The sequence below is a fragment of the Micromonospora sp. ATLC20 genome (genome assembly GCF_057196585.1).
The window spans coordinates 23,922-46,579 of the sequence record NZ_JBXUOV010000025.1; the positions used below are offsets into that span (position 1 = coordinate 23,922).

Below are 22,658 nucleotides of genomic sequence, written 5' to 3' on the forward strand. Positions count from 1 at the left end.
AGGGTCACTCTCTCACGCCGAGTACCGGCCTGTGACTCCGCCCACCTCATCGCGCACCCGCCCCGGACCGGGCGACACCGGCGAACTCCTCGGGCTTGCCGAGGACGTCGGCCAGGAGCTGACCGCACCACTCCAGCAGCGCCTGGTCGCGCAACGGCTCGCCGCCGATCCGCCGGGTGCTCGGCCGGGGCACGCTGACCTGGTCGAGCGCCTGCTTGTAGACCGAGTCCGGGTGGTAACGCTTGAGCCGCATCTGCTTCGAGTCGGGCAGCGGCAGCGGGCCGAACCGGATGTGCTTGCCCTGCATCGACACGTCGGTGAGCCCGTAGCGGCGGGCCAGCAGCCGGAACCGCGCCACCGCGACCAGGTTCTGCACCGGCGCGGGCGGCTCGCCGTACCGGTCGGTCATCTCGGCCACGACCTCGCGCAGACGTTCGGAGTCGCGGGCCTCGGCGAGCTTGCGGTACATCTCCAGACGCAGTCGCTCCACCGCGACGTAGTCGTGCGGCAGGTGCGCGTCGATCGGCAGGTCGACCTTGACCTCGGCCTCCTCCTCCGTGCTCTCGCCCTTGAAGGCGGAGACCGCCTCGCCGACCATCCGGACGTACAGGTCGAAGCCGACGCCCTCGATGTGGCCGGACTGCTCGCCGCCGAGCAGGTTGCCGGCGCCGCGGATCTCCAGGTCCTTCATCGCCACGTACATGCCCGCGCCGAGTTCGGTGTGCTGGGCGATGGTCGCCAGACGCTCGTGGGCGTTCTCGGTGAGCGGCTTCTCCGGTGGGTAGAGGAAGTACGCGTACGCCCGCTCCCGGCCCCGGCCGACCCGGCCGCGGATCTGGTGCAGCTGGGCCAGGCCGAGCAGGTCGGCCCGCTCGACGATGAGCGTGTTGGCGTTCGGGATGTCGATGCCGGACTCGACGATCGTGGTGCAGACCAGGACGTCGAACTCCTTCTCCCAGAAGCCGACCATCACCTTCTCCAGCGCCTCCTCGCCCATCTGGCCGTGCGCCACCGCGACCCGGGCCTCCGGCACCAACTCCCGGAGCTTGCGGGCCGTCTTCTCGATCGACTCGACCCGGTTGTGCAGGTAGAAGACCTGACCGTCGCGCAGCAGCTCACGGTGGATGGAGGCGGCCACCTGCCGGTCGTCGTACGCCCCGACGAACGTGAGGACCGGGTGCCGCTCCTCCGGCGGGGTGGCGATGGTGGACATCTCCCGGATGCCGGTGATCGCCATCTCCAGCGTGCGCGGGATCGGGGTGGCCGACATGGCGAGCACGTCGACCGAGGCGCGCAGCGTCTTCAGGTGCTCCTTGTGCTCGACGCCGAACCGCTGCTCCTCGTCGATGATCACCAGCCCGAGCTGCTTGAACCGGGTGGACGCCTGCAGCAGCCGGTGGGTGCCGATGACGATGTCGACGGTGCCGGCGGCGACCATCTCCAGCGTCTGCTCGGTCTCCTTCGGCGTCTGGAACCGGGACAGCTGCCGGATCGACACCGGGAACTGGCTCATCCGCTCGGCGAACGTGTTGTAGTGCTGCTGCACCAGCAGCGTGGTCGGCACCAGCACCGCCACCTGCTTGCCGTCCTGCACCGCCTTGAACGCCGCCCGTACCGCGATCTCGGTCTTGCCGTAGCCGACGTCGCCGCAGATCAGCCGGTCCATCGGGACGGTCTGTTCCATGTCCCGCTTGACCTCCTCGATGGCGGCCAGCTGGTCGGGCGTCTCCTGCCAGGGGAACGCGTCCTCCAGCTCCCGCTGCCACGGGGTGTCGGGGCCGAAGTTGTGCCCCTTGGACGCCTTGCGCGCGGCGTACAGCTGGATGAGCTGCGCGGCGATCTCACGGACCGCCTTGCGCGCCCGCGCCTTGGACTTCTGCCAGTCCGAGCCGCCCATCTTGTGCAGCGTGGGCTGCTCACCGCCGACGTAACGGGAGAGCTGGTCGAGCTGGTCGGTCGGCACGAACAGGCGGTCGCCGGGCTGGCCGCGCTTGCTCGGCGCGTACTCGATGACCAGGTATTCGCGGCTGGCGCCGTTGACGGTGCGCTGCACCAGCTCGACGTACCGGCCGATGCCGTGCTGCTCGTGCACCACGAAGTCGCCGGCCTTCAGCTCCAGCGGGTCGATGGTGTTACGCCGCCGGCTGGGCATCTTCCGCATGTCGCGGGTGGAGGTGCCCCGGCCGCCGGTGACGTCGTTGCCGGTGAGCAGGACGAACTTCGACGCCTCGTCGACGAACCCGGCGGTCAGGCAGCCGCACGACACGAGCAGCTCGCCCGGCGCGGGCGCGGCGGGCACCTCCTCGGTGAGCCGGGCGCCGAGACCGGCGTCGCGGAGCACCTCGACGGCCCGCTGGGCGGGGCCGTGCCCCTCGAAGACGAGCGCGATCGACCAGCCCTCGCCGGCCCAGCGCTTGAGGTCGTCTACCACCCGGGCGGTCTCGCCGTGGTAGAGCGGCGCCGGCTGGGCGGCCAGGCTCACCGCGATGGCGTCGTCGGGGGTGACGTCGACCTCGGCGGGCTCGTCCTCCCAGGGCTGCCGGGCCGGTGCCGCGTCTGTCTCGACCAGGCCGAACGGCGCGAGCGTCCACCAGGGCTGGCGCAGGGCGCGGGCTGCCGTGCGTACCTCGGCCAGGGTCTTGAAGGCGGCGGCGCCGAGGTCGACCGGGGCCTGGCCGCCGACGGCGGCCGCGGCCCAGCTGGCCTGGAGGAACTCCTCCGAGGTACGGACCAGGTCGTGCGCGCGGGTGCGGATGCGCTCGGGGTCGCAGAGGAGTACGTGGGTGCCGGCCGGCATGCAGTCGACGAGCAGTTCCAGCGCGTCGGCGCCGATCAGCGCGGGAGCGAGCGACTCCATGCCCTCGACCGGGATGCCCTCGGCCAGCTTGTCCAGGATCTCGGCCAGCTCGGGGTGCTCGGCGGCGAGCGCGGCGGCCCGCTCCCGCACCGCCGGGGTCAGCAGCAGCTCCCGGCACGGCGGCGCCCAGAGCTGCGCGACGCCCTCGATGGTGCGCTGGTCGGCGACCGCGAAGGTGCGGATCTCCTCCACCTCGTCGCCCCAGAACTCGACCCGGGACGGGTGCTCGTCGGTGGGCGGGAAGACGTCCAGGATGCCGCCGCGGACGGCGAACTCGCCGCGCTTGGTGACCAGGTCGACCCGGGCGTACGCCATGTCGGTGAGCCGGCGGGCCACCTCCTCCAGGTCGGCCTCGTCCCCGGCGGCGAGCTGGACGGGCTCCAGGTCGCCGAGGCCCTTGAGCTGCGGCTGGAGCAGTGACCGGACCGGCGCGACGACGACCCGCAGCGGCCCGGTGCGGCCGTGCGCGTCGGCGGCGTCCGGGTGGGCGAGGCGGCGCAGCACGGCGAGGCGCCGCCCGACCGTGTCGGATCGGGGCGACAGGCGCTCGTGCGGCAGCGTCTCCCAGGACGGGAAGACCGCCACCTGCTCCGGCGGCAGCAGGCTGCCCAGCGCGGAGGCCAGGTCGTCGGCCTCGCGGGTGGTGGCGGTGACCGCTAGTACGGGGCGGCCCGCGCCGCCGGCCGGCTCGTCGGCGGCGACCGCTGCCACAGCGAACGGGCGCAGCGCGGCCGGGGCGGTGAGGTCGAGCCCGTCGACCTGCGCGGCACCGGAGCGCGCCAGGTCACGCGCCCGGGCCAGCCCCGGGTCGGCCAGGGCGGCGGAGAAGAGTCCGGTGAGCATCAGTGATCACTTCCAGCGGATCGACACACGACGACGACCCCGCGTCCAGCCGGACGGGGGGTGCACCGTTCGAGCCTATCCCTCTCCACCGACGATCCGGGTCCGCCCGATCTTCGATCTTGACCGGCGGCGACCGGGCGTGGTGCGGTGGGCGGATGGTCGAGTATCGGACGGTCTTCGACGCCGAGGTGCTTTTCTCCAACGGCGGTGGTCTGCGCACCGACGGGTTCCGGCTGGACGTGCCGCACCCGGACGTCACCGACGACGAGGTGGCCGCGCTGCTGGTCCGGCACCTGGGGCTGCTCATGGTCGGCGAGGTACGGATCACCGACCGGACCGTCGTCGAGGAGCCGCACAAGGGCGGGCGTGGGGTGGCCGCACCGGCCGGCGGCGGGCGGAAGCTCGTCGAACTGAGTCACGTGGTCACCGACGGCATGGTCACGCTGCCCGGCTGGCCCGCCCCGAAGGTCACCGACTGGCTGACCCGGGAGGAGTCCCGTGGCCGGTACGCGCCCGGTGTCGAGTTCCACGTCGCGCGGATCGACATGATCGCCAACACCGGCACGTACGTGGACACGCCGTCGCACCGCTTCGCCGACGGCCCGGACCTGACCGGAATGCCGCTGGACCGCCTCGCCGACCTGCCCGGCCTGGTGGTACGCGTGCCGGCCGGCACCCGGGCGGTGGACCGGCTGATGCTCGCCCCGTACGACGTGGCCGGGTGCGCGGTGCTGCTGCACACCGGCTGGGACGCGCACTTCGGCACCGACGCGTACGCCGCTCCGGAGGCGCCCTACCTGACCGGTGACGGCGCGCAGTGGCTGGCCGAGGCGGGCGCGGCGCTCGTCGGCATCGACTCGATCAACATCGACGACATGACTCCGGCGGCAGCGGGTCAGCGCCCGGCGCACACCGGTCTGCTGGCCGCCGGCATCCCGATCGTGGAGCACCTGACCGGCCTGGACGCCCTGCCGCCGACCGGCTTCCGGTTCACCGCCGCACCGCCGCGGGTGGCCGGGATGGGCACGTTCCCGGTCCGCGCCTTCGCGATCGTCTGATCCTCGCGTGCAAGATCCACTCCACTTCCCCGAAATGGCGGGGTTCAACGCCCTCCAATGCCGCCACCTCGGCGAAACGGAGTGGATCTTGCCTGCGTCGCCCACGCCGCCAACCGAGGGGTGAGGGCGGCGGGTGAAGGCGGGTCAGTAGCGCACGGCGATGCGGCGCTCCACCGCGTCCACCCGGATCTCGCCGCCGTACGGGATGATCACCTGCGGGTCGGTGTGGCCCAGGTCGACGTCGAAGACCACCACCGGGTCGCCGGCGTAGGGCGCGAGTGCCGACAGGATCGCCGCCCGCTGGTCGGCGGCCCAGGCCAGCCGCTGCGCGACCGTGTGCGGCCGGTCGAAGTCCCACGCCTTGGGGCGGCCCACCACGATCGCCGGTACGGCGGCGAGCAGACCCCGCTCGCCCATGTTGCGCACGATCCGGAAGACCTCCTGCGCGGGCGGCATCTCCTCCGACGTCTCCAGCACCAGTACCGAGCCGGCCAGGTCGGCCGCGCGCGGAACGCGGTCGGTCGCCATCAGCCAGTGCAGGATCTCCAGATTGCCGCCCCACGTCCGGCCCTGCACCACCCGGGCCGGGCCGTGCCAGCGCCAGCCCTCGGACGGGTACATCGGCGGTTCCTCGGCCAGCGTGGCCGGGTCGCGCCAGTCGCGCGGCTCGTCGCCCCACTCAGTCGCGGCGGTCAGCTCGTACCAGCCGGTGGTGAACAGCGCGGCGCGCAGCGAGTCGAGCGTGAGCGGGTGCGGCTTTCCGGAGCGCCCGAGGTGCACCAGCACCGAGCCGCCGTGGTAGCCGACGACACCCAGCCGGTACAGGTGGTTGAGCACGTTGGTGTTGTCCGAGTAGCCGAAGTACGGCTTCGGGTTCGCCCGCAACACCTCGTCGTCCAGGTACGGGGTGACGGTGATCAGGTCGTCCCCGCCGACCGTCGCCAGCACGGCGGTGATCGTCGGGTCGGCGAACGCGGCGGTCAGGTCACGCGCCCGGTCACGCGGGTCGGCGCCCATGACGCGGGTGGTCGGGTACTCCACCGGTTCCAGACCCATCTCGTCGCGGAGCCGGCGCAGGCCCAGCTCGTACACATGGGGGAAGAGACCCGGCAGGCCGGCGGAGGGTGACACGACCGCGACCCGGTCGCCGGGCTGCGGTTTGGCGGGATAGACAGGCACCGTCATGGCCCGACGCTATCGGCCCGGACCAGCGGTTTTCGCCCGACGAAACCCCATGAGCCGGGCATATGCCCGCAATAGGCTGTGGCCGTGGACGACGAGCCGGAGCTGCGTACCCGGGACTGGCTGCCCCGCACGGCGGCGCTGATCCTCGGCACCCTGGCGCTGGCGAGCGCGTTCATCGCCGCCTACGTCGGCGCGCTGCACAAGCCCGATCCGCGCGACGTGCCGGTCGCCGTGGTCACGAGCGACCAGCAGGCCCAGGCCGTGATGTCCGCCGTCCGCGCCCGCACCGACACGATCAAACCCGTCGGGTACGACAGCCGCGGCGCCGCCCAGGACGGCCTCACCGACAGATCGGTGTACGCGGTGCTCAGCTCCGCCCCGGACGGCGGCCTGACGCTCGCCACCGCCAGCGCGGGCGCGCCCGCCGCCACCGAACTCGTCACCGACGTGTTCACCGAGGCGGCCCGGCAGGCCGGGGTGCCACTGGAGGTCACCGACGACGTGCCGGTCTCCGCCGACGACCCGCGCGGCCTGGTCCCGTTCTACCTGGCCGTCGGCGTGGTACTCGGCGGCTACCTGGCGTCCACGGCGCTCGGCATCTCACTCGGCACCAGCCCGCGCGACCTGCGCCGGGCCGGGCTGCGGATCGCCACGCTCGCGGTGCACGCGATCCTGCTCGGCGTCATCGGGGCGATCCTCGTCGGGCCGGTGCTCGGCGTGTTCCCCGATCAGGTGGCGACGGTGGCGGCGGTCGGCGCGCTCGCCGCGTTCGCGGCCGGGATGGTCGCCGCCGCCGTCCAGGGCTGGTTCGGGCTGCTCGGCACCGGCATCGTGATCCTGCTGCTCGTGGTGCTCGGCAACCCCGGCTCCGGCGGCATCTACGCGCCCGAGTTCCTGCCGCCGTTCCTGCGCGGGATGCACCGCTGGAACGTGCCAGGCCTCGCCACCGACCTGTTCAAGTCGGCGATCTACTTCGACTGGCGTGGCGGCGGCTGGGCACTGGCCGGGCTGCTGATCTGGGTGGCCGCCGGCCTGGCCGGTCTGCTCACCGCGACGATGTTCCGCGCCCGCCGGCGACCTGCGCCGGGACGGCACGCCGTCGAGCGGGGCTGACCGGCGGGCCGTCCCAGAGTGCAGATCATCACGCCGTCCCCCTCCTGTCCGCCGGGGCCGCGCGGATACCATCCAGAGGAGTCGGACAGCGCTGTCCTTCGTCCTCGCGTAAGGAGCGCAACCGTGACCGACCAGCACGACCACGACGGCCCCGACGCCGCTCTCCGGGCCGACATCCGCCGCCTCGGCACGCTGCTCGGGCAGACCCTCGCCCGGCAGGAGGGCCGCCCGCTGCTCGACCTGGTCGAGGAGATCCGCGCCCAGGTCCGCTCCGACGCGCCGGCCGCCGCCCAGCGCCTCGCCGGGCTCGACGTCACCACCGGCACGAAGCTGGCCCGCGCCTTCTCCACCTACTTCCACCTGGCGAACATCACCGAGCAGGTGCACCGCGCCCGGGACCTGCGCCGCCGCCGCGCCACCCACGGCGGCTGGCTGGACCAGGCGGCCAAGATGATCGCCGAGCGCGGCGTACCGGCCGAGGAGATCGCCGCCGCGGCCCGCCGGCTGGCCGTACGCCCGGTCTTCACCGCCCACCCGACCGAGGCGGCCCGCCGGTCCATCCTGTCCAAGCTGCGCGCGGTGGCCGACGAGCTGGACACCGAGACCGCGAACGCGATCCTCTACGGCGCCAGCGACGAGGGCCCGGCGAACCGCCGCCTGGCCGAACTGCTCGATCTCATGTGGCAGACCGACGAGCTGCGGCTGGACCGGCCGGATCCGACCGACGAGGCGCGCAACGCGATCTACTACCTGCGCGACCTGTACGCCGAGGCCGCGCCGCAGGTCCTCGACGACCTCGCCGACACGCTGCGCACGCTCGGCGTGGAGACGTCGCCGACGTCCCGCCCGCTGAGCTTCGGCACCTGGATCGGCGGCGACCGCGACGGCAACCCGTTCGTCACCCCGGTGGTCACCCGCGAGGTGCTGCGCATCCAGCACGAGCACGGCATCGCCGCCACCGAGAAGGCGATGGACGAGTTGATCACCGAGGTCAGCGTGTCCCGGCGGCTGCGTGCGGTGTCGCTCGACCTGTCCGCCAGCCTGGCCAAGGACCTGGACGCGCTACCAGAGGTGGCGCCCCGGTTCCGCCGGGTCAACGCGGAGGAGCCGTACCGGCTCAAGGCGCGGTGCGTGAAGGCGAAGCTCGCCAACACCCGGGAGCGGCTGCGCGCCGACACCCCGCACGTGCCGGGGCGCGACTACCGGGGCTCGTCCGAGCTGATCGCCGACCTGGAACTGCTGCGCGCGTCGCTGGCCCGCAACTCCGGCCAGCTCACCGCCGTCGGGCGGCTGGCCTCGACCATCCGTACGGTGTCCGCGTTCGGCCTGCACCTGGCCACCATGGACATCCGGGAGCATGCGGAGAAGCACCACGAGGTGCTGGCCCAGCTCTACGAGGCGGTCGGCGAGGTGTCCGACTACCCGGCGCTGTCCCGGCTGGAACGCACCAAGCTGCTCGCCGACGAGCTGACCGGCCGCCGGCCGCTCTCCACCCAGGACAGCCCGCTCACCGAGTCGGCCCGCAAGACGTTCGACGTGTTCGCGGCGATCCGCGAGGCGCAGGACCGGTTCGGCCCCGAGGTGATCGAGTCGTACATCATCTCGATGACTCTCGGCGTGGACGACGTGCTCGCCGCCGTGGTGCTGGCCCGCGAGGCCGGCCTGGTGGACGTGCATTCCGGGCGGGCCCGCGTCGGCATCGTGCCGCTGCTGGAGACCCCGGCCGAACTGAACGCCGGCGGTGAGCTGCTGGACGAGCTGCTGTCGCTGCCCGCGTACCGGGCGCTCGTGGCGGCCCGGGGCGATGTGCAGGAGGTGATGCTCGGCTACTCCGACTCCAACAAGGAGGCGGGCATCACCACCAGCCAGTGGTCCATCCACCGGGCGCAGCGCGCGCTGCGGGACGTGGCCGCGCGGCACGGCGTACACCTGCGGTTGTTCCACGGCCGGGGCGGCACCGTCGGCCGTGGGGGCGGCCCCACGCACGACGCGATCCTGGCCCAGCCGTACGGCACGCTCGACGGCGCGATCAAGGTGACCGAGCAGGGCGAGGTCATCTCCGACAAGTACACGCTGCCGGCGCTGGCCCGGGAGAACCTGGAACTGACAGTGGCGGCGGTGCTCCAGGCCACGCTGCTGCACACCGCTCCCCGCCAGCCGGCCGAGATGCTGGAGCGCTGGGACGCGGCGATGGACGTGGTGTCGGAGTCCGCGTTCCGGTCGTACCGGTCGCTGGTCGAGGACCCGGACCTGGCCGCGTACTTCTGGGCCTCCACACCGACCGAGCTGCTCGGCGCGCTGAACATCGGTTCCCGGCCGGCGAAGCGCCCGAACACCGGCGCCGGCCTGTCCGGCCTGCGGGCCATCCCGTGGGTGTTCGGCTGGACGCAGACCCGGCAGATCGTGCCGGGCTGGTTCGGTGTGGGCTCCGGGCTGGCCGCCGCGCGGGCGGCCGGGCTGGCCGACGTGCTCGCCGAGATGAACCGGAACTGGCACTTCTTCCGCACGTTCCTGTCGAACGTCGAGATGATGCTGACCAAGACCGACCTGACGATCGCCCGGCGGTACGTCGAGACGCTGGTGCCGAAGAAGCTGCACCCGATCTTCGACAAGATCGAGCAGGAGTACGAGCTGACCAAGCAGGAGGTGCTCGCGGTCACCGCCGCACCGGCGCTGCTGGACAACTCGCCGGTGCTCCAGCGCACGCTCGCCGTGCGGGACACCTACCTGGAGCCGCTGCACCACCTCCAGGTGGCGTTGCTGCGGCAGTACCGCGAATCCGGCGCCGCCGGGCGAGCGGTGGCGACCGCGCCGGGTGGGCGGCGGGCCCCGAACGACGGTACGGCGCTGGAGCGGGCGCTGCTGACCACCGTCAACGGCATCGCGGCCGGCATGCGCAACACCGGCTGACGTGTAAGGAAGGGCCCCCTCTTAACGCCTCGTGCATAAGAGGGGGCCCTTCTTAACGCCTGCGCGGCCGGCGGCGTCGGCTAGAAGTCGCCGCCGCCGAAGTCACCACCGAAATCCCCGCCGCCGAAGCCACCGAAGTCGCCGCCGCCGCCGAAGTCGCCACCGGCGTAGTCACCACCGGCGCCCGCGTCGCCGCCGCCCATGTCGCCGCCCTGGTCGCCGAAGTCCTGGCCGTCGCCGAAGCCCTCCTGGTAGCCGGCGTCGTACCCGGGATCGGCGAACGCGGGTGAGAACAGCGCGTCCGCGATCAGGAGACCGCCGACCACACCGACGCCCGCGCCGAGCGCGGTCTTCCACCAGGGCGTGGAGTACCAGCCGGCCGGCACCGGCCGCCCCTGGAACCGGCCACCCGGGTAGTAGTAGGGCGTCGCGTTCCCCGGCTGCGGGCCGGCGCGGAACGTCTGCCCCTGCACGTCGACCTGGCGCTCCTTGGTGAGCGCGCCGGCACCCTGGGCGGCGGCGAGCGGCGGCAGCTCCGGGCCCGGGTCGATGCCCATCGCGGTCCGCGCCGCCCGGATGTACGCCAGCCCCTCCAGCGCGGTCTCCCGGGCCAGCCCGAACTGGCGCGGCGTGGTGGCCTGCTCCAGCTGCGAACCGGCCGCGTTGTAGCGCTCACCGGCGTCGGCGAGCGCCTGCCGGACCGCCGGGGCGTCGCCGTGCAGGTTCATCAGCTGGCCGCCGAGCCGCTCGTACCAGCGCTGCGCCTCGGCGCGGGCGTCGGCCAGCTCGTTCGACCGACGCGATCTGCTCCCCCTCCGCCAGAACACGAACGCACCTCCGAGCAGCAGAATCAGGACCAGCCACAACGCGAACTCCATGACTCGAACGTACCCACCGGGCGCTCGTCGTACCCGTTTGGCAAGCTCTTGGCCATGAGCTTTGCGACGCTGGCCGTGGTGGTGCTCTGCCTCGCCGCGGGCGGCGCGGTGGGCTGGCTGGCCGCGCGGGCGCGCGCGGCGGCCGACATCGCCCGCCTGGAGGCGACGCTCGCCGCCACCCAGGCCGGCGAGGGCCGGCTGGAGCAGTCCATGCGGGCGCTCAGCTACGAGGCGACGGCGCAGTCCCAGGAGGCGGTGGCCCGCGCGGTCGCGCCGCTGCACGACACGCTGCGCCGCTACGAGCAGCGGGTGGCGGAGCTGGAGCGGGACCGGGTCGACGCGTACGCCGAACTGCGCGAGCAGGTGCGGTCCATGAGCGCGGTCTCCGGCGAGCTGCGCACCGAGACCAAGCAGTTGGTCGCCGCGCTGCGCGCGCCACAGGTGCGGGGTCGCTGGGGCGAGCACCAGCTCCGCCGGATCGTCGAGGCCGCCGGCATGCTCGAACACTGCGACTTCAGCGAGCAGGTCACCGCCGCGACCGACCACCAGGGGGTACGCCCCGACCTGGTGGTACGGCTGCACGGCGGCCGGACGGTGGTGGTGGACGCAAAGGCGCCGTTCGACGCGTACCTGACCGCGATGGAGGCGCGCGACGAGCGGGGGCGCGACACCCACCTGGACGCGCACGCCCGGCACCTGCGCGCGCACGTGGACGGCCTGGCGGCCAAGTCCTACTGGTCGGCGTTCGACCAGACGCCCGACTTCGTGGTGCTGTTCGTGCCGGCGGACCCGTTCCTCGACGTGGCGCTGCAACGCGATCCGTCCCTGCTGGAGCACGCGTTCGCCCGCAACGTGGTGCTCGCCACGCCGGCCACGCTGGTGGCGCTGTTGCGCACCGTGGCCTACTCGTGGCGGCAGGAGGCGCTGGCGCGTAACGCCGCGACCGTCCACTCGCTGGCCCGCGAGCTGTACGGGCGGCTGTCCACTCTGGGCGACCACGTGGGCAAGCTCGGCAGTTCGCTGAGCGGGGCGGTGACGGCGTACAACAGGGCGGTGGGGTCGCTGGAGGCGCGCGTGCTGGTCAGCGCCCGCAAGCTGGCCGAGCTGGGCGTCTCCGACGACGAGCTGGCCGCGCCGGCGCAGGTCGAGCTGGCGCCGAGGCAGCCGCAGGCACCCGAGCTGCTGGGCGCGCCGTCCACATCGGCCGAGAGGTCGACGGACGTCGACGCCTAACACGGCGCACGCGATGACGTAGACCGATTCGTGTCACGGACTGATCACAAACCCAGGCCGGGTAGTGACACCTGCCGTCGTGACACGCAGGATCACCGTCACACGTGCCCTGCCCCTCGAGGGCCCTGTTCTCTGGAGGAAGAGAACGTTGAGTAAACCCCGCACGCGCAGCCGGCGACCGTCCGCCGCGCTCCTGGCCTCGGTCCTCGCGGCCGGCGCCCTGACCGTGGGAGGTGGCGCCGGTACCGCGAGCGCCGCCCCCGCCACCCCACCCTCGCAGCCGACCGCCGCGAAGGCACTGGGCGCCCACGACGCCAAGCTGCTCGACGAGGCCGAGGCGAAGAACGCGCCGACCGTCACGATGATCATCGCGGCCAAGAAGGGCTCGGCCAAGAAGGTCGTCGACGGCCTGACCGGCCTCGGCGCCACCGTCAGCCAGCGGTACGACCAGATCGGCTACGTGCTGGCGAAGGTCCCGACCGCGAAGGCGCTCAAGGCCGCCACGCTGCCGGGTGTCGCCGCCGTCGACCTGGACGAGACCATCAAGCTCCCCGACCCGGCGCCCGAGGCGGCGCCGAAGGGCGCCAAGACCGCCTCGCAGGCCCAGACGCTCGCCGGGCCGGGCGGCGACACCGGCGCGGTGAACCCGTACATGCCGACGAACGAGACCGGCGCGGAGGCCTTCAAGGCCGCCAACCCGGCGTGGGACGGCCGCGGCGTCACCATCGGCATCATGGACTCCGGTGTGGACCTCGACCACCCGGCGCTCCAGACGACCACCACCGGCGAGCGCAAGATCGTCGACTGGGTCACCGCCACCGACCCGCTGGAGGACGCCTCCTGGCGCCCCATGCTGACCGAGGTCAGCGGCCCGTCGTTCACCACCTCGCTGGGCACCTGGACCGCGCCGGCCGGCAACTACCGGTTCAACGTGTTCCGCGAGAACATCACCGCGAACAGCGACGCGCGCGGCGACCTCAACCGCGACGGCGACACCACCGACTTCTGGGGCGTGCTCTACAACCCCACCACCGGTGACGTCCGCGTCGACGCGAACCAGAACAACGACTTCACCGACGACGAGGTGATGCGGCCGTACAAGGAGCGGTTCCAGGTCGGCCACTTCGGCACCGACAACCCGGCCACCGCGGTACGCGAGCAGATCCCGTTCGTGGTCGAGTACCGGCGCAACGTGGACACCGCCCCGGTCGGCGGCCCCGGCCTGGTCGACTACGTCAACATCGGCATCGTCGAGAGCACCCACGGCACCCACGTCGCCGGCATCACCGCCGCCAACGACATGCTGGGTAACAGCGCCTTCGACGGCGCCGCCCCGGGCGCCAAGCTGGTCTCCGCCCGCGCCTGCTCCTGGGGCGGCGGCTGCACCGCGGCGGCGCTCACCACCGGCATGGCCGACCTGGTGATCAACCGCAGGGTCGACGTGGTGAACATGTCGATCGGCGGTCTGCCCGCGCTCAACGACGGCTCGAACGCCCGCGCGGTCCTCTACAACGACCTGATCAACACCTACGGCGTGCAGCTGTTCATCTCGGCCGGCAACTCCGGTCCGGGCGTGAACACCGTCGGCGACCCGTCCGTCGCCACCGACGTGGTGAGCGTGGCCGCGAGCGTCAGCAAGGACACCTGGCTGGCCAACTACGGCTCGGTGGTCCGCAAGGACAACGCGCTGTTCAACTTCTCGTCGCGCGGCCCGCGTGAGGACGGCGGCTTCAAGCCGAACATCGCCGCCCCCGGCTCGGCCATCTCCACCGCGCCGACCTGGCAGCCGGGCAACCCGGTGCCGGAGGCGGGCTACTCGCTGCCCCCGGGCTACCAGATGCTCAACGGCACCTCGATGGCGTCCCCGCAGGCCGCCGGTGCCGCCGCGCTGCTGCTGTCGGCCGCCAAGGCGACCGGCAAGGGCGTCACCCCGGCCGCGCTGCGCCGGGCCGTCTACACCTCGGCCAAGCCGATCACCGGCGTCCCGACGTACGCGCAGGGCTACGGCATGTTCGACGTGCCGGGCGCGTGGAGCCTGCTCGCCAAGGGCGTGCAGACCCGCACCTACACCTCCGAGGCGCCGGTCTGCACCGAGCTGTCGCCGAACCTGACCCGCTACGACCGGGCCTCCGGTACGTTCGTGCCGAACCCGAACGTCGGCACCGGCCTCTACAACCGCTGCGCCGCCGACCGGGGTGGCCAGAAGGTCAAGGAGAGCCGCCACTACGAGGTCAAGCTGACCCGCACCAGCGGCCCGAACAAGGGCGTCAAGCACGAGGTCGCCTTCCGCGGCAACGACGGCACCTACAGCGCCCCCAAGGTCGTGTGGCTGCCGCTGAACAAGACCGTCACGGTCAAGGTGAAGGCCAAGCCGATGACCGCCGGCGCGCACGGCGCCATCATGACCGTCGACGACCCGGCCACCTCGGTTGTCGACTTCGAGGTCGCCACCGTCGTGATCGCCTCGAACCCGGTCGCCGCGCCGGCCTACTCGTTCTCGGCCGACGGCTCGGTCGAGCGCAACGGCTTCCGGTCGTACTTCGTGACCGTCCCGCCGGGTGCGGGCGCGCTGCAGGTCAACCTGTCCGGCATCGCGACCGGCTCTCAGACCCGGTTCATCGCCATCAACCCGTACGGCGTGCCGGTCGAGAGCACCGCCAGCACCGCCTGCTACACCAACTTCTCCGACGCCGCGGTCTGCAAGCCGCAGGAGCGGGACTACCAGAACCCGCTGCCGGGCGTGTGGGAGATCGAGGTGGAGGCGCGTCGCACCTCGCCGGCACTGGACAACCCGTTCCGGCTCCAGGCCCGCGTGCAGGGCGTGAAGGTGGAGCCGGCCGTGGTCCAGCTCCCGTCGGTCACCGCCGGCACCCCGGCGCCGGTGAGCTGGAGCCTGACCAACACGTTCGGCCCGGTCCAGGTGACCGGCGTCGGCGGTCCGCTGGCGAGCGTCCGGGCCGAGCGGCCCAGCATCACCGAGGGCGCGACCCAGGAGTACACGGTGGAGGTGCCCGCCGGCGCCACCTCGTTCACCGCCCGGATCGGCAACCCGTCCGACCTGAGCGCCGACCTGGACCTGACCGTCTTCCGCGGCACCACCCAGGTGGGCCAGTCGGCCGACGGTGACTCGGAGGAGGCGGTCACGCTGACCAACCCGACGCCCGGCACCTACCGGGTCGTGGTCGACGGTTACTCGATGAGCGACCCGAGCACCGCGTACGACTACCGGGACTCGTTCGCCTCCCCGGCCCTGGGCACGCTCTCCGCGCCGTCCACGCCGCTGTCCCTGGCCAACGGCGCCACCGCCACCCTCAACGGCACGGTGACCGCCCTGTCCACCCCGGCCGCCGGCCGGGAGCTGTACGGCGACATGGCCGTGACCACCACCGAGGGCGCGGTCGTCGGCCGTGGTTCGGTCGAGGTCCTCGCGGTCGACTGAGCCGCTGAACGACGGAGCCCCGTCCCCTCTCGCAGGGGGCGGGGCTCCTTCGTGTTCGGCGTCAGGCGGGGCGGGCGGACTCGACCACGAACGGGGTGCCCTGCTGGCAGGTGGTCATCATGCCCGGCTCGGGACGGCCGGTGACCTCGACCCGGGCGCCGGCCTTGAGCACGTCGCGCGGGCCACCGACGAGCAGGTGGCCGTCGAGCAGCAGGCAGTTCGGCTCGACGCCGGCCTGCACGGTGCCGCTGATGACGGTGCCGCCGACCCCCGGCGGCGTGGACGGACCGCCCTTCCAGGAGGGGCCGGGACGCTTCGGGCTCGTGCCGGGGTCGGGCTGGCTGGTCACCGGGGCGGCTCCCGTCGTACTCGGGCTCGGGCTCGGGCTGGAATCGGCGGACCCGTCGCCGGGTGCGGCGCAGGCGGTCAGCGCGAGGCCGGCGAGCAGTGCGACGAGCACCGTACGAGGAGTCTTCATGGTCGGTTGGACGCGGCGGCCGGCCGATCCGTTCCCGGTCAGCCGCGGGCCGCGGCGGCGGCCTTCATGTCGCGCTTGAGCTCCTGCGGCAGCGAGAACGTCAGCCGCTCGTCGGCGGTGGTGATCTCCTCGACGTCGCCGAAGCCGCGCTCGGCCAGGTGCGCGAGCACCTGCTGGACCAGCTCGTCGGGCACGCTCGCGCCGGAGGTCACACCCACCGTGCTCGCGCCGGTCAGCCAGGCGTCCTCGATCTCGTGCGCGAAGTCGACCAGGTAGCCGGCGCGGGCTCCGGCGTCGAGCGCCACCTCGACCAGCCGGACCGAGTTCGAGGAGTTGCGCGAGCCGACGACGATCACCACGTCGCACTCGGGGGCGATCTCCTTGACCACGTGCTGGCGGTTGGAGGTGGCGTAGCAGATGTCGTCGCTGGGCGGCGACTGGAGCAGCGGCAGCCGCTTCTTGAGCCGGGCCACGGTCTCCAGCGTCTCGTCCACCGACAGCGTGGTCTGGGACAGCCAGACCACCTTCTCCGGGTCGCGCACGGTGACCTTGTCGACGCCGTCCGGGCCGTCGACGAGCTGGATGTGGGCGGGAGCCTCACCGGCGGTGCCGATGACCTCCTCGTGCCCCTCGTGCCCGATGAGCAGGATGTCGTAGTCCTGCGCGGCGAACCGCCGGGCCTCGTGGTGCACCTTCGTGACCAGCGGGCAGGTGGCGTCGATCGCCCGCAGCGAGCGCTGCTTGGCCTGCTCGTAGACCTCGGGCGCCACGCCGTGGGCGGAGAAGATGACCGTGGCGCCCTCCGGCACCTCCTCGTTCTCCTCCACGAAGATCGCACCCTGGGCCTCCAGCGTGCGCACCACGTGCTTGTTGTGCACGATCTGCTTACGCACGTAGATCGGCGCGCCGTAGAGCTTCAGCGCCTCCTCGACGGTCTGCACCGCCCGGTCCACGCCCGCGCAGTAGCCGCGAGGGTTGGCCAGGAGCACGCGCTTGCCGGTCCGGGGAGTCGTCTCAGCGTCAGTCACCCGCCCATCGTACGTGCCGTCCTCCCGCACGGCAGCGGCCGCGAGGCGCGCGCGGGCGCTGTCGGTCCCGGGCCGTAGGGTGGGCGGGTGAGCGCGGGAGAGGACGGCCGGGGGGCGCCGGACGGGCGGAGCAGCCCGGACGGACGGAGCACGGCCGAGGAGCCCTGGCCGGTCCGGGTGGTCAGCCAGAAGGTCGGCGCCTGGATCGCCCGCCTGGGCTGGGTGTGGGTCGACGGCCAGGTGGCGCAGATCAGCCGCCGCCCCGGCGCGAGCACCGTCTTCCTCACGCTGCGCGACCCGTCGGCCGATCTCAGCCTCACCGTCACCACCAACCGCGACGTGCTGGACGCGGGCGCGCCGGAGCTGCGCGAGGGCGCCCGGGTGGTGCTGCACGCCAAGCCGGAGTTCTACGCCGCACGCGGCACGCTCAGTCTGCGCGCCGACGAGATCCGCCAGGTCGGCCTCGGTGAGCTGCTGGCCCGGCTGGAGAAGCTCAAGAAGCTGCTCGCCGCCGAGGGCCTGTTCGACCGGTCCCGCAAACGGCGGCTGCCGTTCCTGCCGGGCCGGGTCGGCCTGATCACCGGCCGCGCCTCGGCGGCCGAGCGGGACGTGCTGACGAACGCCCGCCGCCGCTGGCCCGCCGTCGACTTCCGCACGATCAACGTGGCGGTGCAGGGGCCGAGCGCGGTGCCCGACATCGTCGGCGCGCTCAAGGTGCTCGACGCCGACCCGGCCGTCGACGTGATCGTCATCGCCCGGGGCGGTGGCGGCATCGAGGATCTGCTGCCCTTCTCCGACGAGGCGCTGTGCCGGGCGGTCTTCGCCTGCCGCACGCCGGTGGTCAGCGCGATCGGCCACGAGACGGACGCGCCACTGCTCGACTACGTGGCCGACGTGCGCGCCTCCACCCCGACCGACGCGGCGAAGCGCATCGTGCCGGACCTGACCGAGGAGACCCGGCTGATCGGCCAGGCCCGGTCCCGGCTCGAACGGGCCGTGCGTCACCTGGTCGACCGGGAGCAGCACCGGATCGACCTGCTGCGCTCCCGCCCGGTGCTGGCCCGGCCGCAGGTGATGGTCGAGCAGCGGGCGGTGGAGGTGTCTGCGCTGCGCGACCGCGCCGGCCGGTCCCTGGAGCACCGGCTGCGGGGCGCCACCGACGACCTGCGGCACACGCTGGCCCGGCTGCGCGCGCTGTCCCCGGCGGCGACGCTGGAGCGCGGCTACGCGATCGTGCAGCGCGCCGACGGCCACGTCGTCCGCGCGGCCTCCGAGGTCGCCAAGGGCGATCCACTGCGGGTACGCCTCGCCGAGGGCGAGCTGACCGCGACCGTCGACGGCTGAGGGAAGAGAGACGATGACCGGCACGAAGCAGGACGAACAGCTCAGCTACGAGCAGGCCCGCGCCGAGCTGGCCTCGGTGGTGGAGAAGCTGGAGGCGGGCGGCACCTCGCTGGAGGAGTCGCTGGCCCTCTGGGAGCGCGGCGAGCAGCTCGCCGGGGTGTGCCAGCGGTGGCTGGACGGCGCGCGCGCCCGCATCGACGCCGCCCGCCAGCGCGCCGAGGACTGACGGTGGGGTCCGGCCGGTCGCCGAACCCCACCGCGGACCTCAGTTGAACAGGTTGTACAACTCGGCGGGCGCCTCGACGACCTGGTCGGCCGAGGGCTTCTGGGCCGGGGCCGCGTTGCCGTAGTCGGTGTAGGTGATCTTCAGGTCCTGCGCGGCGTTCTGGCCGGCGGCCGGAATCTTGAGCACCATCTCGCTGAGCCGGCCCTGCGTGTCGACCTTGGCGGTGAACGGCACCGACTGGGCCTGCGCCCCGAGCGCGGTGATCACGGCCGGGTCGAGCGAACCCGCCTCGGCGGCCTTCGACACGTCGACGGTGCCCTCGTACGCGCCCTCGCCGGTCTGCCGCACCTCGGTGACGCCCTGGGTGAGGACGGCGCTGCCGGCCGGGTCGAGCTTCTCGAAGTCGAAGCCCAGCGCCCGGTTGCCCTTGATCCGGTTCTGGTCGAGGTGGTGGTACTTGCCGGTGTTGAGGTTCTTCACGCCGGGGATCTGCGCGGCGGCGGTGCCGCCGAGTTCCAGCTTGACCCAGCTGTCCGGCTTCGCGTGGATGAGGTCCAGCTTCATCATCAGGTCCGACGACGGGTCGCCGATGGTCATCCGCATGTCGGCGCTCTGGCTCGGCTCGTGCACCTGCCCTTCGGCGGTGGAGCCCGCGCCGGTCATGGAGAACTTGAAGTTCCCCTCGCGGATCGCGTTCGTGGAGTCGAGCAGGGCCTGCTTGGCCGCGCTGCTGGACGCCGTGGCGCTCGGTGCGACGCTGCCGGAGGCGCTCGGGGTCGCGGAGGCGTCGGACGTCGTCCCGTTGCCGTTGCAGGCCGCCAGGCCGGGAATGAGCAGCGCCGCGGCGAACGCGGTGGCGCTGAAGCGTCGTATCTTCACGTCAACCTCTCCAGGTGGGTCGTCCGGGCTCGATGTCCCTTCTGTTCCCGGAAGCGGGGATCCGCAATCCCGCCTCACCCGGAGGGAGGACGTCAGCGCAGCGACGTGGCGAGCTTGCGCAGCTCCGTCTCGCCCGCGTCACCGACCACGATCACCGTGCGGTTCGGCTCCAGCAGGACGAGCGCCTGCTCGTTGCCGCGTGCGGTGTAACGCTGCCAGCTCAGCCCGCCGGGCAGGTCGGCAGCGCCCTGCGGCTGCCCCTCGGTCAGCTCGGCCGGGAGCAGCTTCTCCGCCGGGACGTTGCTCTCCACGAGCTGCGCGCCCCGGCCCTCCGGGGTCACGTACCCGATCCGCAGCGTCGAACCGTCCGGCTCGGTCCGGAAGCGGGCGTTCACCGTACGCCAGTCGTCGCCCAGCCCGGTCGGCTCGCTGACCGGGAAGACGTTCGCGGAGCGGGCCTGCTCCAGCGCGGGCGCCGGGTCGACTGTCACCGGCGAGTCGCCGCCGAGGAAGCCCCGGTAGAAGGCGAGCAGCAGCGCGATCGGGACCAGCAGGATCAGCAGGGACAGCGCCATGTCCTTCGGCGACCGCTCGGACCGGGCCTTGCCCGCCGCCGGGGCGGCCACGGGCTCGGCGGGCGCGGGCTCGCCGGCCGCGGCAGCCGGCTCGACCAGCGCGGGTTGCCCCTCGGACGGGGCCGGGCCGCCGTCCGGTCGGACCGGCGGCTGGCCCTCCGGCGGGGTGGCGTCGGTCGGTGTGCGGTCGGCAGGCTGTGCGGCTTCCACAGGGCCATTGTCGCAGCCCACCGGGTGACGTGATCCTGGCCTCCTCCGCCCCGCCGGGACGGCGAACCTGAGATCGTGTGAGGATCAGCGACAAAACCGGCGGCGGTGGCCGCCGGTCCCACCCCGCAACGTCGCGAGGAGGCCGCCATGACAACCACCAGGACGCGGACGCCCCAGGATCTCGACCGCAACCTCGCCCTCGATCTGGTCCGGGTCACCGAGGCCGCGGCGATGGCCGCCGGCCGCTGGGTCGGCCGGGGCGACAAGGAGGGCGGCGACGGCGCAGCTGTCGACGCCATGCGAAAGCTGATCAACTCGATCCCGATGCGCGGCGTCGTGGTGATCGGCGAGGGCGAGAAGGACAACGCCCCGATGCTGTTCAACGGCGAGGAGGTCGGCGACGGGACCGGCCCCGAGGTGGACGTGGCGGTCGACCCGATCGACGGCACCACGCTGATGAGCAAGGGCATGCCGAACGCGCTGGCGGTGCTCGCGGTGGCCGAGCGCGGCGCGATGTTCGATCCGAGCGCTGTCTTCTACATGGAGAAGCTGGCGGTCGGCCCGATGTACGCCGACGTGGTGGACATCAACGCCGGGGTGGCCGAGAACATCAACCGGATCGCCAAGGTCAAGGGCACCGACGCCGCCGAGGTGACCGTGTGCGTGCTGGACCGGTCGCGCCACGACGACCTGGTCAAGCAGATCCGGCGTACCGGCGCGGGGATCCGGTTCATCTCCGACGGCGACATCGCGGGCGCCATCGCGGCGGCCCGCGGCGAGTCGGACGTGGACGTGCTGATGGGCATCGGCGGCACCCCGGAGGGCATCACCGCCGCGTGCGCGCTCAAGTGCATGGGCGGCATGTTGCAGGCCAAGCTCTGGCCGAAGGACGACGACGAGCGCCGCAAGGCGCTGGACGCCGGGCACGACCTGGACCGGGTGCTGTTCACCGACGACCTGGTCACCGGCGACAACTGCTTCTTCGTGGCGACCGGTGTCACCTCCGGTGACCTGCTGCGCGGCGTGCGGTACCGCTCCGGCGGGGCGTACACCCAGTCGATCGTGATGCGCTCCAAGAGCGGCACGATCCGGGTGATCGACTCGTACCACCGCCTGGAGAAGCTCGCGCTCTACTCGGCTGTCGACTTCGACGGCCGCCCGCTGGCCGAGCAGGAGTGAGCAGGGCCGGGACGGCGGCACCATCGGCACCCCCGACGCTGTCGGCCGGGCGACGTGTCGCCGGTGTCGGGTTGGCCACCGCCTCGGGCGTGATGGTCGCCGTCCAGTCCCGGATCAACGGCGAGCTGGGCGTACGCCTGGCCGACGGGATCGCCGCGGCGGTGGTCTCGTTCGGTGTGGGTCTGCTGATCCTGCTGGTGCTGGTCCCCGCCACCCCCGGTGGCCGGCGGGGACTGTCCGCCCTGCGCGGCGCGCTGCGCGCGGGCACGCTGCGGCCGTGGCAGTGCCTGGGCGGTGTGTGCGGCGCGTTCCTGGTGGCGACGCAGGGGCTGACCATCGGCGCGCTCGGCGTGGCGGTCTTCACCGTCGCGGTGGTGGCCGGGCAGTCCGGCAGCAGCCTGTTCGTCGACCGGGCCGGCATCGGTCCGACCGGCCCGCAGCCGGTCACCCCGAACCGGCTGATCGGCGCGGTGCTCACCGTGCTCGCCGTCCTGCTGGCGGTGGGCGACCGGCTCGGTGACCCGGACGCGCTGGCGCTGGCCCTGCTGCCGCTGGCGGCCGGGGTGGGCATCGCCTGGCAGCAGGCGGTCAACGGGCGGGTCCGGGCGGCGGCGGGCAGCGCCATGACCGCCACGCTCGTCAACTTCACCGTCGGCACGGCGGCGCTGCTCGTCACTCTCGCGGTGGACCTGGCGGTACGCGGCCGGCCGGCGGGCGCGTTCCCGAGCGAGCCGTGGCTCTATCTCGGCGGTCCGATCGGCATCGTGTTCATCGCGCTGGCCGCCGCCCTCGTCCGGTTCACCGGGGTGCTGCTGCTCGGTCTGGCCACGATCGCCGGGCAGATCGTCGGCGCGGTACTGCTGGACCTCGTGCTGCCGACCGCCGCCTCGCACCCCGGGCTGGACACGCTGCTCGGTGCGGCGCTGACCATGGTCGCCGTGCTCGTCGCCGCCCTCGGCCCGGCCCGCCGCCCCTAGCGGGCGGCGGCGGGCGCGGCGGCACGCAGGCCGGTGACCATCTCGTCGACGACCCGGTCCAGCGGCGTCCCGTCGATCCCGAACGTCTCGCTCGCGGCGGTGGAGTCCATCACGAACGGCCCGGCGAACTGGTGCGCGGTCTCCCGCATCTCCCGGGCGAACGGGTCGGCCAGGCCACCGAGCCAGAGCACCGGGTAGGGCATCCGGGTCAGCCGCGGCGGCGGCCCCCCGGCCCGCTCCCGCGCC

Annotated in this window: 16 protein-coding genes and 1 pseudogene; 9 read left to right on the forward strand and 8 right to left on the reverse strand. The window is 73.0% G+C overall.

The window, feature by feature from the left end; all coding sequences use genetic code 11:
- Positions 1-46 precede the first annotated feature (46 nt).
- Positions 47-3,700, reverse strand: a complete 3,654-nt coding sequence (gene mfd / locus AC2CHG_RS08510; protein WP_484524492.1) for a transcription-repair coupling factor — start codon at positions 3,698-3,700, stop codon at positions 47-49.
- 155 nt (positions 3,701-3,855) lie between these two features.
- Between mfd and AC2CHG_RS08515 the strand changes: the two genes are divergently transcribed.
- The gene (locus AC2CHG_RS08515) at positions 3,856-4,758 is read left to right on the forward strand and encodes a cyclase family protein (RefSeq protein ID WP_484524493.1); all 903 of its coding nucleotides are present in this window, start codon (positions 3,856-3,858) and stop codon (positions 4,756-4,758) included.
- A 144-nt stretch (positions 4,759-4,902) separates the two neighbouring features.
- Here the strand turns inward: AC2CHG_RS08515 and AC2CHG_RS08520 are convergent, their stop codons facing one another.
- Positions 4,903-5,943: a S66 family peptidase gene (locus AC2CHG_RS08520; protein ID WP_262012523.1), complete on the reverse strand. Its 1,041-nt coding sequence runs from the start codon at positions 5,941-5,943 to the stop codon at positions 4,903-4,905.
- A gap of 84 nt (positions 5,944-6,027) precedes the next feature.
- On the opposite strand from AC2CHG_RS08520, the gene AC2CHG_RS08525 reads away from it, so the two are divergent.
- Positions 6,028-7,056 (forward strand): ABC-2 transporter permease, encoded by a 1,029-nt coding sequence (locus AC2CHG_RS08525; RefSeq protein WP_484524494.1) that lies wholly within the window; start codon positions 6,028-6,030, stop codon positions 7,054-7,056.
- 123 nt (positions 7,057-7,179) lie between these two features.
- Positions 7,180-9,966, forward strand: a complete 2,787-nt coding sequence (ppc, locus tag AC2CHG_RS08530; RefSeq protein ID WP_484524495.1) for a phosphoenolpyruvate carboxylase — start codon at positions 7,180-7,182, stop codon at positions 9,964-9,966.
- Positions 9,967-10,046: 80 nt separating this feature from the next.
- On the opposite strand, the gene AC2CHG_RS08535 is transcribed toward ppc, so the two are convergent.
- Complete coding sequence (locus AC2CHG_RS08535) at positions 10,047-10,844, reverse strand: hypothetical protein (RefSeq protein WP_484524496.1); 798 nt, start codon at positions 10,842-10,844, stop codon at positions 10,047-10,049.
- A 54-nt stretch (positions 10,845-10,898) separates the two neighbouring features.
- Here AC2CHG_RS08535 and AC2CHG_RS08540 point away from each other — a divergent pair, with 54 nt between their 5' ends.
- Both AC2CHG_RS08540 and AC2CHG_RS08545 read left to right on the forward strand, forming a co-directional pair.
- Entirely contained in the window at positions 10,899-12,077 is a 1,179-nt protein-coding gene (locus tag AC2CHG_RS08540; protein ID WP_262012527.1) for a DNA recombination protein RmuC, read from the forward strand.
- Between the two features lie 148 nt (positions 12,078-12,225).
- A complete protein-coding gene (locus tag AC2CHG_RS08545; protein ID WP_484524497.1) occupies positions 12,226-15,516 on the forward strand; it encodes a S8 family serine peptidase in 3,291 nt (1,096 codons plus the stop codon).
- 61 nt (positions 15,517-15,577) lie between these two features.
- Here AC2CHG_RS08545 and AC2CHG_RS08550 read toward each other — a convergent pair whose 3' ends face one another.
- Positions 15,578-15,994, reverse strand: coding sequence for a hypothetical protein (locus AC2CHG_RS08550; RefSeq protein ID WP_262012529.1), 417 nt, complete (start codon positions 15,992-15,994; stop codon positions 15,578-15,580).
- A gap of 38 nt (positions 15,995-16,032) precedes the next feature.
- Positions 16,033-17,022: a 4-hydroxy-3-methylbut-2-enyl diphosphate reductase gene (locus tag AC2CHG_RS08555; protein WP_262012530.1), complete on the reverse strand. Its 990-nt coding sequence runs from the start codon at positions 17,020-17,022 to the stop codon at positions 16,033-16,035.
- 87 nt (positions 17,023-17,109) lie between these two features.
- Here AC2CHG_RS08555 and xseA point away from each other — a divergent pair, with 87 nt between their 5' ends.
- Together xseA and AC2CHG_RS08565 are read left to right on the forward strand one after the other, a co-directional pair.
- Positions 17,110-18,366: an exodeoxyribonuclease VII large subunit gene (gene xseA, locus AC2CHG_RS08560; protein WP_355506655.1), complete on the forward strand. Its 1,257-nt coding sequence runs from the start codon at positions 17,110-17,112 to the stop codon at positions 18,364-18,366.
- 13 nt (positions 18,367-18,379) lie between these two features.
- Entirely contained in the window at positions 18,380-18,592 is a 213-nt protein-coding gene (locus tag AC2CHG_RS08565; protein WP_120571616.1) for an exodeoxyribonuclease VII small subunit, read from the forward strand.
- Between the two features lie 39 nt (positions 18,593-18,631).
- Here the strand turns inward: AC2CHG_RS08565 and AC2CHG_RS08570 are convergent, their stop codons facing one another.
- Together AC2CHG_RS08570 and AC2CHG_RS08575 are read right to left on the reverse strand one after the other, a co-directional pair.
- Positions 18,632-19,471: a hypothetical protein gene (locus tag AC2CHG_RS08570; RefSeq protein WP_355506658.1), complete on the reverse strand. Its 840-nt coding sequence runs from the start codon at positions 19,469-19,471 to the stop codon at positions 18,632-18,634.
- 92 nt (positions 19,472-19,563) lie between these two features.
- Complete coding sequence (locus tag AC2CHG_RS08575; protein WP_262012533.1) at positions 19,564-20,256, reverse strand: DUF4245 domain-containing protein; 693 nt, start codon at positions 20,254-20,256, stop codon at positions 19,564-19,566.
- 147 nt (positions 20,257-20,403) lie between these two features.
- Between AC2CHG_RS08575 and glpX the strand changes: the two genes are divergently transcribed.
- A complete protein-coding gene (gene glpX, locus AC2CHG_RS08580; protein WP_262012534.1) occupies positions 20,404-21,435 on the forward strand; it encodes a class II fructose-bisphosphatase in 1,032 nt (343 codons plus the stop codon).
- Between the two features lie 92 nt (positions 21,436-21,527).
- The gene (locus AC2CHG_RS08585; RefSeq protein ID WP_436798865.1) at positions 21,528-22,412 is read left to right on the forward strand and encodes a DMT family transporter; all 885 of its coding nucleotides are present in this window, start codon (positions 21,528-21,530) and stop codon (positions 22,410-22,412) included.
- Here AC2CHG_RS08585 and AC2CHG_RS08590 read toward each other — a convergent pair.
- Positions 22,409-22,658, reverse strand: a pseudogene (locus AC2CHG_RS08590) (NAD-dependent epimerase); the annotation flags it as partial. The gene AC2CHG_RS08585 and the pseudogene AC2CHG_RS08590 sit on opposite strands and share 4 nt — an antisense overlap.

Excerpts from the sequence above, each read along its gene's own strand:
- AC2CHG_RS08535 (WP_484524496.1), bottom strand. The coding sequence starts at position 10,844 with ATGGAGTTCGCGTTGTGGCTGGTCCTGATTCTGCTGCTCGGAGGTGCG.
- AC2CHG_RS08515 (WP_484524493.1), top strand. The coding sequence starts at position 3,856 with ATGGTCGAGTATCGGACGGTCTTCGACGCCGAGGTGCTTTTCTCCAAC.
- AC2CHG_RS08550 (WP_262012529.1), bottom strand. The coding sequence starts at position 15,994 with ATGAAGACTCCTCGTACGGTGCTCGTCGCACTGCTCGCCGGCCTCGCG.
- mfd (WP_484524492.1), bottom strand. The coding sequence starts at position 3,700 with ATGCTCACCGGACTCTTCTCCGCCGCCCTGGCCGACCCGGGGCTGGCC.
- AC2CHG_RS08520 (WP_262012523.1), bottom strand. The coding sequence starts at position 5,943 with ATGACGGTGCCTGTCTATCCCGCCAAACCGCAGCCCGGCGACCGGGTC.
- AC2CHG_RS08585 (WP_436798865.1), top strand. The coding sequence starts at position 21,528 with ATGGTCGCCGTCCAGTCCCGGATCAACGGCGAGCTGGGCGTACGCCTG.
- glpX (WP_262012534.1), top strand. The coding sequence starts at position 20,404 with ATGACAACCACCAGGACGCGGACGCCCCAGGATCTCGACCGCAACCTC.
- AC2CHG_RS08565 (WP_120571616.1), top strand. The coding sequence starts at position 18,380 with ATGACCGGCACGAAGCAGGACGAACAGCTCAGCTACGAGCAGGCCCGC.
- AC2CHG_RS08540 (WP_262012527.1), top strand. The coding sequence starts at position 10,899 with ATGAGCTTTGCGACGCTGGCCGTGGTGGTGCTCTGCCTCGCCGCGGGC.